This window comes from Formosa bonchosmolovskayae (assembly GCF_051016085.1).
In the GTDB taxonomy this organism is placed as follows: Bacteria; Bacteroidota; Bacteroidia; order Flavobacteriales; family Flavobacteriaceae; genus Formosa.
Genome location: NZ_CP174605.1, coordinates 2,359,123 through 2,373,787, shown reverse-complemented (window position 1 = coordinate 2,373,787; position 14,665 = coordinate 2,359,123). Strand labels below are relative to the sequence as shown.

The 14,665-nt window shown below is 35.0% G+C and carries 10 protein-coding genes; 1 reads left to right on the top strand and 9 read right to left on the bottom strand.

Annotated elements, in window-relative coordinates; all coding sequences use genetic code 11:
- Positions 1–145: 145 nt before the first annotated feature.
- The 9 genes from ACKC83_RS10115 to ACKC83_RS10075 form a co-directional block, all read right to left on the bottom strand.
- Positions 146–712: a redoxin family protein gene (locus ACKC83_RS10115; protein WP_434035405.1), complete on the bottom strand. Its 567-nt coding sequence runs from the start codon at positions 710–712 to the stop codon at positions 146–148.
- Between the two features lie 115 nt (positions 713–827).
- A complete protein-coding gene (locus ACKC83_RS10110) occupies positions 828–2,189 on the bottom strand; it encodes a spondin domain-containing protein (protein WP_434035404.1) in 1,362 nt (453 codons plus the stop codon).
- Positions 2,190–2,294: 105 nt separating this feature from the next.
- Positions 2,295–2,966, bottom strand: a complete 672-nt coding sequence (locus tag ACKC83_RS10105; protein ID WP_414037181.1) for a Crp/Fnr family transcriptional regulator — start codon at positions 2,964–2,966, stop codon at positions 2,295–2,297.
- A 126-nt stretch (positions 2,967–3,092) separates the two neighbouring features.
- Complete coding sequence (locus tag ACKC83_RS10100) at positions 3,093–5,366, bottom strand: aconitate hydratase (RefSeq protein ID WP_434035403.1); 2,274 nt, start codon at positions 5,364–5,366, stop codon at positions 3,093–3,095.
- Between the two features lie 248 nt (positions 5,367–5,614).
- Positions 5,615–8,392, bottom strand: a complete 2,778-nt coding sequence (locus tag ACKC83_RS10095) for a bifunctional aconitate hydratase 2/2-methylisocitrate dehydratase (RefSeq protein WP_414037183.1) — start codon at positions 8,390–8,392, stop codon at positions 5,615–5,617.
- 496 nt (positions 8,393–8,888) lie between these two features.
- Positions 8,889–9,842 carry an AAA family ATPase gene (locus tag ACKC83_RS10090; RefSeq protein WP_434035402.1) on the bottom strand — a complete coding sequence of 318 codons (954 nt, stop codon included), beginning with the start codon at positions 9,840–9,842 and terminating at the stop codon, positions 8,889–8,891.
- 3 nt (positions 9,843–9,845) lie between these two features.
- Positions 9,846–11,330, bottom strand: a complete 1,485-nt coding sequence (locus ACKC83_RS10085) for a peptidylprolyl isomerase (RefSeq protein WP_434035401.1) — start codon at positions 11,328–11,330, stop codon at positions 9,846–9,848.
- Complete coding sequence (locus tag ACKC83_RS10080; protein WP_414037186.1) at positions 11,293–12,144, bottom strand: peptidyl-prolyl cis-trans isomerase; 852 nt, start codon at positions 12,142–12,144, stop codon at positions 11,293–11,295. Before ACKC83_RS10080 ends, ACKC83_RS10085 begins: the two co-directional genes overlap by 38 nt.
- Positions 12,145–14,100 carry a peptidylprolyl isomerase gene (locus tag ACKC83_RS10075; protein WP_434035400.1) on the bottom strand — a complete coding sequence of 652 codons (1,956 nt, stop codon included), beginning with the start codon at positions 14,098–14,100 and terminating at the stop codon, positions 12,145–12,147.
- A gap of 269 nt (positions 14,101–14,369) precedes the next feature.
- On the opposite strand from ACKC83_RS10075, the gene ACKC83_RS10070 reads away from it, so the two are divergent.
- The gene (locus ACKC83_RS10070) at positions 14,370–14,612 is read left to right on the top strand and encodes a hypothetical protein (RefSeq protein WP_434035399.1); all 243 of its coding nucleotides are present in this window, start codon (positions 14,370–14,372) and stop codon (positions 14,610–14,612) included.
- Positions 14,613–14,665 lie beyond the last annotated feature (53 nt).

Sequence of the window (14,665 nt, the reverse complement as noted above, 5' to 3'; positions counted from 1 at the left end):
CTTCTATTTTATTGCATCAAGTCCTAAAGGTGTGAGATTTCAGAATTATTTAAATTTGTAGTTAATGTAAAATGAAAGCGTGTTACATCTTTCTACTCTCGACTCCGCTCGAACACCTTAGAAGCATATATAGTTTTTGAGAAACCTACTCCAACAACAACTTATCGATAGTTTCTCTTACCGTATCACTATTCCAATTGGATGCTCCGGTTTTATCAATCACTATGCTTCCATCTTTACCTATTAATAGTGTTCTAGGTATAGAAGATGTATTTAAGGCCTGTGGAACTGCTGAAATGGGCTGATGCACCGGAATATTAAACTCTCGCTTTTCTAAAAAAGCGTCTATCACCGCTTTGTCTTCATTCGAAACAAACAAAAATTGAACATCGTCTTTATAATCCTTATGTAAGTTTACCAAACTTGGCATCTCTGCTATACATGGCGGACACCAAGTAGCCCAAAAATTAATAAGTACAACTTGACCTTTAGCCGATGTAAAATTGTAGGGTTCGCCATTTAAATTGGTTAATTTCCATTGATAGGTATCTAATTGTTCTTGATCGGATTTATCTTCTACAGCAGGAGCAAATAAAGCTAATCCCTTCTGAAGAAAGACTTGTATAGGCTGTCTGGTCTGAGGAATTATTAGCAATACGATAAATACTGCAAAAATGACATTTGAAATTTTATTGTGTTTTGATTTTGACATTCTATATTATAAATTGATTAAAAAAAAGAAACGCATCCTCTTTAATAGACGATGCGTTTCAAATTTAATGACAAAACTCTACAATAATTAAGAATTCTGAATACTATTATATATACTAGTTCGCTGTAATTGTAACTTTAAGAACTGAATTTACTGCAGGATAAGTATAACCATCATTAACATTACTTAAAAGCATAATAGCGTTATTCTCTGCTACTCCTGTATCACTATCTAATTGATTTGTAACCGTATTTGGTCCTATTGCAGGCTCCTCGTTTGTTTCGGTTCCGGCATCCCATAAATAAATACTACTTGTTACATCACCGCTAACAGCATCTCCATTAGAATTAAAAAGTGCAATACCGGCATCGGCTGTTCCAAAAAACACATCGTTTGTAGCTGCTAACATATTTACAAAAGATAAATGATCGCCTACTTGAGCTTCAAAAGTAAATGAATACGAACTTCCTGGTAAAATTGGTCCAGGACTACTATTCCCTACTGGAGTATTAAAAATAGCCCCTTCTGTAACACCTTCTAAACTTAATAAATTTGCACCTAACAAAGCTGTATTTCCATCTTCGGCTATGGCTTCTACACCATCACCATAATCTACCGCACCTTCTGTAAACAACGGTTTAGTTCCATTATTATGTACAACCCAAACACCTGGAGATGCTGGATACGTTACACCTGTATGTTCTGCCGTATAAGTTCCTAAATTAGTAACATCGCCATCTTCCGCAATATTTTCAATCCCTTGTCCTAAATCTGGTTCGCCTTCAGTAAATAAAGGATTTTCACCTCCATGAACCACATAAACACCTGGAGAGAGTGGTGCAACTCTATCTCCTAAGCTTGTAGATAATGTAGCATCGGCTAAATCTTCAATACTAATTAAAAATTGCGTGCCCTCGATATGGTTTACAGTAACATTAATGATCTCGTTAACTTCTGGAAAATTGAAAGCTTCTCCGTTAGTAACGTTACTCATTAGTAAAACGTTTCCATTTTCTACAACACCAGTATTTGGTCCGGATTGATTGGTTACTGTGTTTGGTCCTACAGCAGGCTCTTCATTTACTTCTGTTCCTGCATCCCAAAGATACACTTGGTCTGTAACATCGCCAGAAATAGGATCTCCATTATCATCATACAAAGCAATACCATCATTCCCTGGGCCAAAAAAGGCATCATTAGTTGCGGCTAGCATGGTTACGAAGGATAGGTGCTGACTTCTACCAGCATCTATAGTAAATTCGTATTTTTTTCCTGGGGTTGCAGGTCCTGGACTAGAATCTCCTGCAGGGGTATTAAATACTCCAGATTTTAAAAATGCCTGGATTGGCGCAATATTTTCTATAGTTACTGTAAACGAACTATCTGGTGTAGTGATGGTATTAGAATTATCATCGTCACTAGAACATGACACACCTACTAAGCCTAAAAAGGCAACTCCTAAGATTATTTTCTTCATAATTTATTTCTATTATAATATGTTTAATTATATCTGAAACAAATCTATAGGTTAAGCAAAACTTATTTTGTTAGCTATCTAACACAAACGAAAAAAGTTAAACATTTATGCAACATTATTTAAAATACGGATTTCTTTTCTATAGAAATCTAGATAACTCTCTTCTTTTAACTCATTAAGCAAGATATTTAAGGTAGGTCTAGAAATGCCTATTAATGAAGCAATATCACTTTGAGTATAGTCATGACTAATTATGGTATCTCCTGTGTTTGGACAAGGTGTGCCTGAATCTTCACATAATTCCGATAAAAATTCCTTTAAGCGTGTCTTTGAATCTTTGAACAATAAAAGCTGTAAACGCCTTTCTAGTTTCTTAAACTTTAAACCGATAAACTTATAGACTTTAAAACTGAAAGATTGATTATCGCGCATTAAGTCGTACATGGTCTCTACTCCAATAGGACAAATAGTAGTTGAATTGTCTAAGGACTGGGCAAACTCGTCGCGTTTTGTTTCGCCTAAGATGGCCTTTTCTCCAAAAAGCTCACCTCTAGACAATATGGCTTTAACCACTTCTGCACCATCCTCATTATAGTACCCGATTTTAACTTTGCCTTTTTCGATTAAAAATATTTTATTCGAAGAATCTTCTTCAAAATAGATATAGTCTTTCTTCTTATAACCGGAAAATAGATGTTCTTTTTTATACGCTTTAAACTTATGCGGACATAACTTTCGAAATAAATTTACGTCTTCAAAAAACCAAAGTGTGCTCATAGTAACGGGTATAAAATGGATATTAGACATAGTCGCTATCGAGGTATTATCCTTACTGACACCTTGTAAACAAAAAAAACTCCTAAGCAACCTTAGGAGTTTATATAAATTATCAACTGGACTTAATTAAGCTGACGCATTTTCCTTTTTAATTAGGTTTAATGCAGATCCTTCTTTGTACCACGCAATCTGTGCGGCATTATATGTATGATCTGTTTTAATAACATCTTTAGTTCCATCTTTATGAACAAACTCGATAGTTAATTGCTTATCTGGAGCAAATTCATTTAAATCTAAGAAATTAATGACATCATCTTCTTGAATTAAATCATAATCTGATTCATTCGCAAACGTTAATCCTAACATCCCTTGTTTTTTAAGGTTTGTTTCGTGGATACGTGCAAAAGATTTCACTAAAACAGCAGCGACACCTAAATGGCGAGGTTCCATAGCCGCATGTTCACGAGACGATCCTTCTCCATAATTATGGTCTCCCACTACAATAGATTTTATACCTGCTGCTTTATAAGCACGCGCCGTATCTGGCACACCCTCAAAATCTCCAGTCAATTGATTTTTAACAAAGTTTGTTTTCTTATTGAATGCATTTACAGCCCCAATTAAACAGTTATTAGAAATGTTGTCTAGATGCCCACGGTAACGCAACCAAGGTCCCGCCATCGAGATATGATCGGTTGTACATTTTCCAAAGGCTTTTATTAATAATTTAGCACCGGTTATCGAATCTCCTATTGGAGTAAAAGGTTCTAATAATTGTAAACGTTCAGAATCTGGATCTACAGATACTACAACATTGCTACCATCTTCGTCTGGAGCTAAATACCCATTGTCTTTAACTTCGAATCCTTTAGGAGGTAATTCCCATCCTGTTGGCTCATCGAACATCACTTCTTCTCCATCCTCATTAATTAACTTATCTGTTAACGGATTAAAATCTAAGCGTCCTGCAATGGCAATGGCAGCAACCATTTCTGGAGACGCTACAAAGGCGTGTGTATTTGGATTTCCATCTGCACGCTTAGCAAAGTTTCTGTTAAACGAGTGGATGATACTATTTTTAGGTGCGTTTTTAGGATCGCTATATCTTGCCCACTGCCCAATACATGGTCCGCAAGCATTCGTAAATATTGTAGCATCTAATTTCTCGAAAATTTCAAGAATCCCATCACGCTCTGTCGTATATCTTACTTTTTCAGAACCTGGATTAATACCAAATTCTGCTTTTGTTTTTAATTTTTTATCTAAAGCTTGTTGCGCTATAGAAGAAGCACGAGATAAATCTTCGTAAGACGAGTTCGTACACGACCCGATTAATCCCCATTCCACTTTTATTGGCCAATCGTTAGCTTTGGCTTTTTCAGTCATTTCTGCACCTACGGTAGTCGATAAATCGGGTGTAAATGGTCCGTTTAATAGTGGGCCTAATTCTGATAAATTAATCTCTATAACTTCATCAAAATATTGCTCAGGGTTAGCATACACTTCAGGATCTGCAGTTAGATACTCTTTTACTTCATTTGCAGCATCTGCAACATCGGCACGTTCTGTAGCACGTAAATAACGCTCCATAGACTCGTCGTAACCAAAAGTAGAAGTTGTTGCTCCAATTTCGGCACCCATATTACAAATAGTCCCTTTTCCAGTACACGACATAGACGTTGCACCTTCACCAAAATATTCTACAATAGCACCTGTTCCTCCTTTAACGGTAAGAATTTCTGCCACTTTTAAAATAACATCTTTAGGCGCAGTCCAACCCGTAAGTTTTCCGGTTAACTTCACACCTATTAATTTAGGGAATTTTAATTCCCAAGCCATACCTGCCATAACATCTACAGCATCGGCACCACCTACTCCTATGGCTACCATTCCTAATCCACCAGCATTTACAGTGTGAGAATCGGTACCAATCATCATTCCACCTGGGAATGCATAATTTTCTAAAACAACTTGATGAATAATACCTGCTCCTGGTTTCCAGAATCCGATACCATATTTATTAGACACCGATTCTAAAAATTTAAACACTTCGCTACTTACATCGTTTGCATGTTTTAAATCTGTTGAAGCGCCTTCTTTAGCTTGAATTAAGTGATCGCAGTGTACCGTTGTTGGTACAGCTACATTATCTTTTCCGGCTTGCATAAATTGCAATAATGCCATTTGTGCCGTTGCATCCTGACAAGCGATACGATCTGGGGCGAAATCTACGTAATCTTTCCCTCTAACAAATGCTTTATTAGAAACCCCATCCCAGAGGTGAGAATATAAAATCTTTTCAGATAGTGTTAATGGTGTTCCTACTACCTCTCTTGCTTTGTCTACACGTTCAGAAATCTGACTGTAAACACTCTTAATCATGTCAATATCGAATGCCATATTTTTTATTGTTTTATTAAACTATTTTAGATTCTAATATACGAAATGTAAGATGACTATAAAAAAGTTTATATTATATAGAATGATTATAGGAAACATTTTAACTGTTAGAGCTAAAAACCAGAGTAATTTAGCCTTTTTAGCAAAGAAATTAAGGTGTTTTGATGAAAAGAGACTTAAATTGAAACATAAAAAAAGCCTGAATCTTAGATTCAGGCTTTTTGTATATAGTGAGTGTATGCTGTAAATTATACAGACAATAACTTACTTGAAGGTTTAAACTTCGTTAAATTGATACCTTCTACAGCTTCTTGGTATTCTGCTAAATTAGGTGTTCTACCTAAAATTGTAGATAATACCACAACTGGAGTTGAAGATAATAAAGACTCTCCTTTTTTCTCTCCAGAATCCTTAACCACACGTCCTTGGAATAAACGCGTTGATGTTGCCATTACCGTATCTCCTGGTTCTGCCTTTTCTTGGTTACCCATACAAAGGTTACACCCTGGACGCTCTAAATATAGCATGTTTTCGTATCCTGTACGCGCTACTGCTTTTGGATCGTTATCGTCGAATTCGAAACCAGAATATTTTTGTAATACTTCCCAGTCTCCTTCTGCTTTTAACTCGTCTACAATATTGTAAGTTGGAGGCGCCACTACTAGAGGTGCTTTAAACTCTACTTTTCCTTTTTGCTTCTCAATGTTTTTTAACATCTGAGCCAATATTTTCATATCACCTTTATGTACCATACAAGATCCAACGAATCCTAAATCTACTTGCTTAGTTCCTCCGTAGAAAGATAATGGTCTAATCACATCGTGAGTATAACGTTTAGAAACATCGTCGTTATTTACATCTGGATCGGCAATCATTGGTTCAACGATTTGATCTAAATCAATTACAACTTCTGCTTCATATTTTGCATTAGCATCTGGTCTTAACGCTGGTTTAATTCCAGTTTTAAGCTCAGTGATTCTAGTTTCTGCTTTTTCAACAAGACCTTTAAGAACTTGACCTGCATTGTCCATTCCCTTATCAATCATGATTTGGATACGACCTTTTGCAATCTCTAAAGATTCGATTAAAGTATCGTCTTCAGAAATACAGATAGACGCCTTAGCCTTCATTTCTGCAGTCCAATCTGTAAATGTAAAAGCTTGATCGGCAGTTAATGTTCCAATATGAACCTCGATGATTCGTCCTTGGAATACGTTTTCACCACCAAATTGCTTTAACATTTGTTGTTGCGTTGCGTGTACCACATCACGGAAATCCATATACGATTTCATTTCACCTTTAAAGGTTACTTTAACCGACTGTGGAATTGGCATTGAAGCCTCTCCTGTAGCCAATGCTAGAGCCACCGTTCCTGAATCTGCTCCGAAAGCCACACCTTTAGACATACGTGTATGAGAATCTCCTCCAATAATGATGTCCCAATCTCCTACTGTAATATCGTTAAGTACTTTATGAATAACATCTGTCATTGGGAAATATTTCCCTTTAGGATCACGACCAGTAATTAAACCAAAGTCGTTCATAAAGCGCATTAATCTTGGGATGTTCGCTTTAGATTTATTATCCCATACAGATGCTGTATGACATCCTGATTGGTAAGCTCCATCTACAATTGGAGAAATTACTGTCGCAGCCATCATTTCTAATTCTTGAGAAGTCATTAATCCTGTAGTATCTTGAGACCCTACAATATTAACTTCTACACGAACGTCTGAACCTGCATGTAATACTTTCCCTGGCGTTGTACCTACAGCATTTTTGTTGAATATTTTTTCAACAGCTGTAAGTCCTTGTCCTTCAATAGAAATTTCTTTTGATGGTGCATATACTGGCACAACATCTACTCCTAATATTTTAGAAGCAACGGTTTGTAATTTCTTACCGAATACCACAGCGTAAGATCCACCTGCTTTCATAAACTCCATTTTTTGTGGTGTAAATGCTGCAGAAATATCTTTTAATACGGTATCGCCATTATATAATTTTTTCTCTTTTGTATTAATAGTAAGTACCGTTCCTGTTGCAACAGAGTACTCTTCTTTTAAGATAGGTTCTCCTTCTTCGTCACGAATCGTGTTTCCGTCTGCATCTTTTTGTTGCACCCAGTTTTTAAGATCTAAACCAATACCTCCTGTTACACCAACTGTAGTTAAGAAAATTGGTGAAATTCCGTTTGTTCCCGCAATTACTGGTGCAATATTAATAAATGGTACATACGGGCTAGCTTTAATACCAGTCCATAATGCCACGTTGTTTACACCAGACATTCTAGAAGACCCAACACCCATTGTTCCTTTTTCAGCAATTAACATCACACGTTTATCTGGATGTTGTGCTTGTAAGGCTTTTAATTCTGCTTGTTGTTCTTTATTGTGTTCGAATAAACACTGACCGTGTAATTCTCTATCTGAACGCGAGTGTGCATCACCACCTGGAGATAATAAATCTGTTGAAATATCACCAACTCCTGCGATAAATGTTACTACGTCTATTTTTTCGTCTATTTCTGGAAGTTTAGTAAAAAATTCTGCTTTCGCATAACTTTCTAATAAGTCTTTAGCTACCGCATTTCCGTCTTTGTATGCTTTTTCTAAACGTGCAGTATCTGCATCGTAAAGAAATACTTGTGTTTTTAAAACTTCGGCCGCTTCTTTCGCTAAGGTAGCATCAGAACCTAAAGCTAAATCTAATAATACTTCTATTGAAGGTCCACCCTTCATGTGAGATAATTGTTCTAAAGCAAAAGCAGGAGTAATTTCTTTAACTACAGAATCACCAAGGATAATTTCTTTTAAAAACTTAGCTTTTACAATAGCAGCCGCAGTTGTTCCAGGTAACACATTATAGATAAAAAAGTTAAGAGAATCTTCTCTATACTCGTTATCTAGATCTTTAATCTGTGCAATGATTTCACTTAATAATTCAGCACCATCAATTGGCTTTGGATGAAGCCCCTGACCTTTACGATCTTCGATCTCCTTAATGTAATCTTTATAGGTAGTCATAAACAATAATTTATTTGTCAATATTTAGATTCGTGTACGTTTATTCTATAGCAATAGCTGTTACAAGTGTTTAAAATTTTGATATTAAAAACAACTTAATAACAAGCGGTGCGCAAACGATATAATAATTTCAATCTGAAAGCACTTTTATCACGTCTAAAATCAATATACACCAAACGTTAGTCCGCTTTTTTTTAAAACTTTGCAAACATAAAAAATTTAATGCAAAGTTTTGAAAAGAAAGACTCTAATACAATCATGTATGATATTAATTTGTTATAGTATCATCAGATTTTAACATAATCACTTTTATATTCAATAATTATTACTAAATCTGATTTTTTGCTAAAAGTTTATTAGGAATTTAATTTTTTATTGCGAATATCTTACTTTATAACCAATCTAAATAACACTGCCATAATTCTCGCTTCCGACAACACAATTTTGGATGAAATAGACGGTAAAATTAATAAGTTTTGGAACAATTTAAAGGCGTTTAAAACAGACTTTTAATTATATTTTCTTCTGAAATACCTTCAGCTTCTGCCTTGTAGTTTCTAATAATTCGGTGTCTAAGAATACCGAAGGCTACAGCCTGAACATCTTCTATATCTGGAGAGAATTTCCCGCGTACTACGGCATGTGTTTTCGCTGCTAAAATTAAGTTTTGAGAAGCTCGAGGTCCAGCACCCCAGTCCAGGTAGTTTTTAACTAAATCTGGCGCCGCGTCTGAATTTGGTCGCGTTTTACCAACCATAGTGACGGCATACTCTATAACATTATCTGCAACAGGTACACGTCGGATTAACTTTTGAAAGTCGACAATTTCATTCGCATTAAACAACGGGTTTACCGTTATAGCTCTATCTGAAGTGGTTGCTTTTACAACATCTACTTCTTCTTGAAAAGTAGGATAGTCTAAATAAATAGCAAACATAAACCGGTCTAATTGCGCTTCTGGCAAAGGATAGGTTCCCTCTTGTTCTATTGGGTTTTGTGTGGCTAAAACAAAATACGGAAGATTCAATTTATAATGTTGTCCCGAAACAGTTACCGAACGCTCTTGCATAGCTTCTAACAAAGCCGCTTGCGTTTTTGGAGGTGTTCTGTTTATTTCGTCTGCTAGAATAATATTAGAAAATATAGGTCCTTTAATAAATTTAAAGTTTCTGCTTTCGTCTAAGATTTCACTTCCTAAAATATCACTAGGCATTAAATCTGGAGTAAACTGTATACGTTTAAAATCTAAACCTAAAGCCTGAGAAATGGTGTTTACCATTAAGGTTTTAGCCAATCCAGGCACACCAATTAATAAGGCGTGACCACCAGAAAAAATAGAAATTAAAATTTGCTCGACCACCTGATCTTGACCAATTATAATCTTAGAGATTTCGGTTTTTAAAGCACTAAATTTCTTAACAAATTTCTCTACAGAAGCAACGTCGGACATTCCTTATTTTTTTAACCAGTTACTCGCAAATTCGCAATCTCTATAATCGCCACTTATTTTAATATAAGTATCCGAAATCGTTTCTTTTTGCCATTTTTCAATTGCTCTTAAACGTTTTTCATCTAAAGCAATTTCTTTAATTTTAAGGTAATCTTGCGCATAATTTGCAACATGCTCGTCTACACGATCTGAAACCATGAGTAACTTGAATTTTATTTTTCCAGTACGGTCTTGATCTTTTAAGACTAAACTAATTTCTTCGTCTTTTAAATTTTGGATTTGCCCGTATAACTCGGTATCCATTTTAGTTAACTCAAAATTATAATCTTGCGTCTGACCATTAATTAATTGTCCGCCGTCGTATTTCGTCTCCTTTTCATCACTATACTTCTTCGCAGCTTCTGCAAAGGTGATTTCTCCACTTACAATTTCTTCTCTAACTTTATCTATTTTCTCTTTAGCCTTTTTTATTTCTTCATCAGACACTTTTGGCATTAATAAAACGTGACGTACGTCGTATTCTTGACCTCTAATTTTTTCTAAATAAATAATATGATAACCATATTCGGTAGGAAACGGATCTGAAATTTCACCTTCTTTTAATGAAAAAGCAACCTGTCTAAACTCTTTTACCATTTTAGGTTGCTTACGGTTTAAGGTATATAAACCACCATTTGCTACAGAGGCTTTATCGTCTGTATACAACACTACTTTAGATCTAAAACTAGCGCCATTCTCGATCACATCGGCTTTCATTTCTTTTAAACGATCTATTACTTTTTGCTTTTCTTCTTCGGTAACTTCTGGCTCTACAACAATTTGAGCCACACGTAATTCTGTACCAAATGTAGGACGTTCGTCTTCCGGAATACCATTAAAAAAGTCACGTACTTCTTCTGGTGTAATTTCTATATCTGCTACAATTTTTTGTTGCATTTCTTGAGCTAACTTCTGGTTTTTGTTAATCTCAAACATTTCGTCTCTAAAACTCTTTTCGTCTTCCTTATTATACAATTTTAATAAGGCATCCATAGAACCATTTGTTTGTTGTAAAAACTGCTGAATTTGTTGATCCACAAAGGAATAAATCTCCATATCATTCACGACAATACTATCCTGAATAGCTTGGTGAGAATATAATTTATCTTCAAGAAGTTTTCCAAACAATTCACATTCGGTAAAATCGTCTGTATTTACACCTTGAGCTTTTAATTGTAATACAGTATTATCTACATCAGATTCAAGAACAATATAATCTCCAATTACAGCAGCAACGCCATCAATTTTTCGCGCTCCTGGAGACACTACAGAATCTATAGCCCTTATAGTTTCCTCCACTTCTTTGGTTTCGGCAACTTCTTTAACTTCGACAACTTCGTCTGGAATAATTTCTTGTGCAAACACTCCATTTACACAAAGAATAAAGCTTAAAAAGAAAGCTTCTTTTAGGTTAATTATAAATTTCAAATTGTTTGTTCTTAATTGCATCTTTTGTAATATCTTTTTCTAAATCTCGAATGAGCTCTAATTTTCTTTTATTAATCACGATTTGATCGATAGTGGGTTTTACGTACTCCAATGGGGCTGTGCTACCTCGCAATAAAACGTCGTTAATATGCATCAAATATACTCCTAATGAATCTTTGAGTTGTATAAAATTAGATTTTTTTAACAGTTGCTCTTTGTTTTCGGCAGAAACCACTGGAATCTTGCTTAAAACCTGACTTACTTTTATCCAAATCGAGTCGTTTAAAGCATAAGATTTAAACTGAATTGAAATTGAATCTAGTTCTCTTTTATCTTCGGAATTGAATCGTTTAAACTTGGATTGAATGTCTTTAAAATCCAATCTGTTGTCGTTTACATTAATGTAGCGAAATTTGATTAAGTCTTCGTTTAACTTAAAGGCTTCTATATTCGCATTGTAATAGCGTTCGGCTTCACTAATAGAAACCGATGTATCTATACTGCGCTGTACTAAAGCTTCTAAATATGCCTTGGAATATAAATCTTTTTGATACTGATTAACTAAACGTTTAAAGTTGTCTAATTTGGTCTCGTTTAAGTTCCGTTTAGCACCATCTACCAACAACTCCTGAGTTGCCCAGCGGGTAATAAAATTCTGAACAAAAACGGTACTATCCTCCTTTGATGTGCCATCGAAAACCAATCCTTCAATATCTTCTTGATACAAGAAAGAGTCGTTAACACGAGCGACTGGAATGCGCGTATCTTCGGTTTTAAAAAGCTGACAAGACGTCAAACTTAGTAATACGAATACTATTATAATTCTTATCTTCAATTATTGATTGTTAATGTCGTTTCTTATTTTAGTTAGGACGCTTTCGTCAACTGTAACGGTATATTTTGCGTGTAATTCTTGCATCCAAAGATCTTCTTTTTCGGTTTGAAAATCGTTAATCACGCTGCCTTTAGCTTCTTCGAAAGATTTTAAAGTTTTTGGAAGCACCTGTTTAACTTTGGCTACAATATAACCATCGTTAAATTCGTAAATACTAGAGACTCCAGTTTTATATTCAAAATTCTCTGGAAGACTTTGGTGATTTTTCTCTAAAATTCCTGTTGTAAAAATAACATGAATTTCGTCGTTTACATTAAATTTAGCTTTAATATCTTCTAAAGGTACATCCTTTTTTAATAGTCTAGCTGTTTTTTTAATGACCTTTCTATCTACAGAAGCCCCCACTATGGCGTCTACACGCATGTTCCAGCTGTAATTTTCTTTATGCGTTTCGTAATATTCCTGCACAGCAACTGTATCGGTATTCCCTGCATTCCAGATTTCCGTTTCCATTAAATCGAAGAGTAATAAACCATCTCTATACTCGCCAACAATATTGGCAAATTCAGAGTTTTCGTTTTCCAAATTGGCTTCCTGATAGGATTTTAATTCTTTCTCTAAAAACGTATTATAATTTATTTCGACTATTTTTTCGAAAGATACTTTATCTGAAAACAGGTTCTGACGTTTTACCATATAATCGCCAAAGTCTTTATACGTATATACGTGTTCGCCTAACTGAAATAACTCGGTTTCTCCTTTAAACTTAGAAGGCAATTCCCAAGTGTTAGTGTAGTATGTTTTATTTAAAATTTTAATAAAATAAGGTATTGCAGGCTGTTCTTCGGCTATATTATACGCCTTTTTTAATTTTTGAATACGACTCTCGTCTATGCGTTCCGACCTACTATCTTTTTTCACTTTATCTTCTAATTCTTCCTTAATTTCGGAGAATGGAGGTACTGGTTTTTTCTCTAATAATTTAACAATATGCCATCCAAAATCGGTTTTAAACGGTTTTGAGTATTGATCGACTAATACCAAATTAAACGCTTCTGTTTCGAATTCGCTAGAAGATATTTGTCCCATAGAAAATGGTGCTAATTCCCCTCCTTGATTGGCCGAATTTTTATCTTCTGAGAACTGCTTGGCTAAACTTTCAAAACTTTCGCCTTGGGTTAGTTTCTTGTAAATTTCGTTAATCCGTACTTCTGGTTGAGAAATGGTATCGCCTTTAGCGTTTTTGATAATCATAATATGCGCCACTTTTACGGTACCTCGTGACGGACGTTTATCTAAAACCTGAACCACGTGATATCCAAAACGTGTTCTAAATGGTTGCGACACATCGCCTACTTGAGTGTTGTAAGCCGCATTCTCAAAACTATACACCATTTTAAAAGCTGAGAAATATCCTAGATCTTCGGCAAAGATTTCTTTACCATCGTGAACATCTTTCTGCACTTTATCGAACCCCTCGCCTATTAAGCGATTTCTTAGCTTTACGATTTCCATATACGCCGCTAATGTATCTTTTGGCGCCGCATTGGCATCGACCTTTACAAGAATATGTCTGGCTTTAACGTCTGTTTTTAATCGAGTATATGCTTCTTCGACTAATTCTTCCGTTACTGCATTATCGACTAAATAGTTTTGTGCAAGCTGATTTCTATAGGATAATAATTCCTTTTTATAAGCAGGTTTTTCGTCTAACTTTAACGCTTTGGCCTCGGCTAGTTTTAATTTATAATTAATGAATAATTGCAGATAAGCATCTACATCCTTCTGAGATTCGTCTTTAACTAAGTCTAAGTTCTTATTATAAACTCTTAAAAATTCAGAAGCATATACTGGAGAGTCATCTACCGAAAAAAGTATATCGTCTGAAGTTATTTGTGCCGTACCTACAACTGAAACGGTAAGCAATAGCAACATAAAAACGGATTTCAATTTCATTATTAAAAATTTAATGTGAGCAAAAGTAATAATATAAAGCCACAATACAAGTTGCTTTAACAAACGGTATTAAGATAACTTTAGTATTTTAAAGTCACCTATACGTTAAAGATTGTTATAACATCGCTTTCGCTTTCTTATTGCTTTACTAAATATTTTCATCTTAAAAATACGCGCTCTTAAAATTTAAACATAAAACAACATACAATAATAGCATGAGCAACTTGAATCTGAAAATGGAATGTGTACTTTTGATGAAATTTTAACACATGCGACAATTAAAACTAATTTGGGATTTTCGTGGACCTCAGGCTTTAAAAACAGCCGAACATCATGAGGTGCACTTGAAGGAATATATTAAAAACGAAAACTTAGATATTTCGATTACTGGTTTTGCTGCAATTACCGATATGCACGCCATTGCATATTTGGTTGTAGACGAGTTAGACATGAAACCGATACGGGATGCTTTAAAGCCACATCGTGGCCAAATCTACCTATCTGAATCATAAAAAATGGGATATAAATTTATTATATTTTCATACTTAAACTTTACGCTTTATAA